The organism is uncultured Veillonella sp., from assembly GCF_915069625.1.
Lineage (GTDB): Bacteria > Bacillota > Negativicutes > Veillonellales > Veillonellaceae > Veillonella.
This window is the reverse complement of record NZ_CAJZFD010000198.1, coordinates 1-2,971: the sequence shown is the minus strand read 5'-3', so window position 1 is coordinate 2,971 and position 2,971 is coordinate 1. Positions and strand designations below refer to the sequence as shown.

General features: G+C 38.9%; 3 protein-coding genes. All 3 read left to right on the top strand.

Annotated features, from left to right (window positions below; all coding sequences use genetic code 11):
- The coding region (locus QZ548_RS08765; protein ID WP_295869761.1) for a DUF3100 domain-containing protein at window positions 1–710 on the top strand (710 nt) is incomplete at its 5' end.
- A complete protein-coding gene (locus QZ548_RS08760; protein ID WP_295869758.1) occupies window positions 703–1,164 on the top strand; it encodes a hypothetical protein in 462 nt (153 codons plus the stop codon). The genes QZ548_RS08765 and QZ548_RS08760, both read left to right, overlap by 8 nt.
- A gap of 132 nt (window positions 1,165–1,296) precedes the next feature.
- Window positions 1,297–2,616 (top strand): amidohydrolase, encoded by a 1,320-nt coding sequence (locus QZ548_RS08755; protein ID WP_295869756.1) that lies wholly within the window; start codon window positions 1,297–1,299, stop codon window positions 2,614–2,616.
- Window positions 2,617–2,971 lie beyond the last annotated feature (355 nt).

The following is a 2,971-nucleotide window of genomic DNA, read 5'->3' as shown; positions in this document are numbered from 1 at the left end:
TACTATTACCATTATTGTACACATTGATTCTAGGTTTATTAATTTCTATTCCTAAATTTAAAATTCTTACTATTAAACAGATGGAAAAATCTGCCGATTATATCGGTATTGCCGTTATGATCTTGATGGTAAAAGTAGGTTTAGGTATCGGTCCAAATCTTGGTATTCTTACAAGTGCAGGCTGGGCATTGTTATTACAAGAGCTTGGTCATTTCTTTGGTACGATTGTATTTGGTTTACCTGTAGCTTTGTTAGTAGGTATGCGTCGTGAAGCAGTAGGTGCATGTTACTCTGTAGACCGTGAGCCGAACGTAGCGATTATTATCGACAAATTTGGCTTTAGCTCTCCTGAGGGTCGTGGTGTTATGGGCATGTACATCTGTGGCGTTCTTATTGGCGCTATGTGGTCCTCCGTATTGGCTGGTATGTTGGCGCAATCTGGATGGTTCCATCCATTGGCATTAGCTATGGGCGCTGGCGTAGGTAGTGCTAGTATGATGGCCGCTGCTACCGCGCCTATCGTTGCAGTATACCCTGAGTTCGAACAACAAATTATGGCTCTCGCTGGGGCAGCAAACTTGTTAACTACTGTATTAGGCGTATACTTTGGTCTATTTATTTCCTTACCAGTAATGGAAAAAGCTTACAACTTCTTTACTGGTCGTACACGTGAACAAGATTTAGCAGAGGAGGCAGCACGTCATGAGTAAAAGCGAAAAATTAACACAATTTGTCATCGTTATCTGTATTGCTGCTATCATCACTGCAGTAGGTAACGTAATGGATGGTAAACACCTATTTGGTGATAGCTTGGTAGGTGTAGCTATCTTAGCTGGTCTTGCTACAATTGGCGCTTTGATCTCTAATTTACCATATGCTAATAAATTACCTATGGTATTCTGGGTATCTTTAGTTGGTGTTATTGCATCCTTACCAGGTATGCCTGGCCAAGAATGGATTATTGCTAAAACTAGCCAAGTTACATTCCTTGCAACAACAACACCTGTACTTGCTTATGCAGGTTTATCCTTAGGTAAAGACCTTGGTGCATTCCGCCGCTTATCTTGGCGTATTATTCCTGTTGCACTAGCTGTAACAGCAGGTACTTTCATCTGTGCAACAGCATTAGCACAAGTAGTACTTCATTTAGAAGGTTTAATTTAATACTAAATCATAATGTTAGATGTCTAAACTATGTTAAGATATAATTATAGATTTATATTTCAAAAGATATCTATACATTAGGATTCCATGATCGACCGTATTTTATACGGTCGATTTTATAAAGGAGATATTATGAGCCGTATGACAAAGGAAGAAGTAAAGCAACGTGTTTGTAAAGCCATTGTTGATGCACAACCGCGTTTACGAGAATTAGCAGAATCTATTATGGCTGAACCTGAGCTGGGTTTTAAAGAGGTAAAAACATCTAAAAAGGTTCAAGCTATGTTTGATGAATTTGGCATTTCTTATACTACTGGCCATGCATTGACAGGTGTAAAAGGTCGTATGAAAGGCCGAGATAGTAAATATACGGTTGCTATGGTGGGGGAATTAGATGCCATTCTCTGTCCTCGCCATCCTCGTGCCGATGATTTAACAGGGGCTGCTCATTGCTGTGGTCATAATGTACAAATTACCAATATGTTTGCCGTAGCTATAGGCCTACAAGCAGTGATGGACGAATTAGCAGGCGATGTTGTACTATTTGCTGTTCCTGCAGAGGAAATGATTGAAATTGATTACCGCAATAAATTGCGTGAACAAGGAAAACTCAAGTATATGGGCGGTAAACAACAGCTCATCTATGAAGGTGCTTTCGACGATATCGATATGGCTATGCAAATGCATGTGGAGACAGCCAAAACACCAGCTGGTGAAATGGGGCTTGGCAGTACCTCCAATGGTTTTGTATCTAAACTGATTGAGTATCACGGCAAGGTAGCTCATGCAGCTCAAGCACCGCATGAAGGGATCAATGCTCTTAATGCTGCTTTAATGGGCGTTATGGGGGTTAACTCCATTCGTGAAACTTTCAAAGAAAGCGATTATTTCAGATTCCACCCAATCATTAATCAAGGCGGTACACTGGTAAACTGTGTGCCTGACTATGTTCAAGTTGAAAGCTATGTGCGTGCCTCTAATATTCAAGCTATTGTAGATGGTAACCATCGTGTTAACAGAGCATTAAAAGCTGGTGGCGATGCAGTAGGGGCTACATGTGTTATCAATGACCTACCTGGTTATTTACCGATGCGTAATGATGAACGTATGAATGCTCTATTACGAGAAAACTCAAATCCTATCTTTGGTGAAGCCAATGTATACCAAGGTCCACATATTACGGCTAGTACAGACATGGGGGACGTATCTCACTTGATGCCGGTTATCCATCCATGGGTTGGCTGTATCAGTGGTGTACTACACAGTGCAGAATATGAAATCTCTGTACCTGACGTAGCGTACATTAAAACAGCACAAGCCTTGGCAATGACCATCGTAGACTTACTATACGATGATGCAGCAGGCGCTAAAGATGTATTAGACCACTTTACACCAGCATTAAACAAACAAAGCTATATTGAACTCTTAGATCGCATTGCTAAGGGCGAATAAAATAAACCACCTATCGAAGATAAATTGATTATCTTTGGTAGGTGGTTTACAATTTTATTAAATGATTTCAAAAAAATTTACTAATTGTTGATTAATAGAAAGTATATCTTTATCTTTTATTGTAATCATATGTTTTAGTATTATTGGAACAGTTCTTTTTTATTATAAGTAATGAAGAAAGTGAATATTATGAAACGATTATTTTTCTATGCATTTGCATTATTTAATTTAATTTCTCTTATATATGCTGTGGCTTATGATTATATGACTGGTGCCGAAATCCACTATGATTTCTATGGAGCATTCTTTGTTTGTTGGTTAATATTCTTTGGTATATTGAAAGCAATTTTAGGCA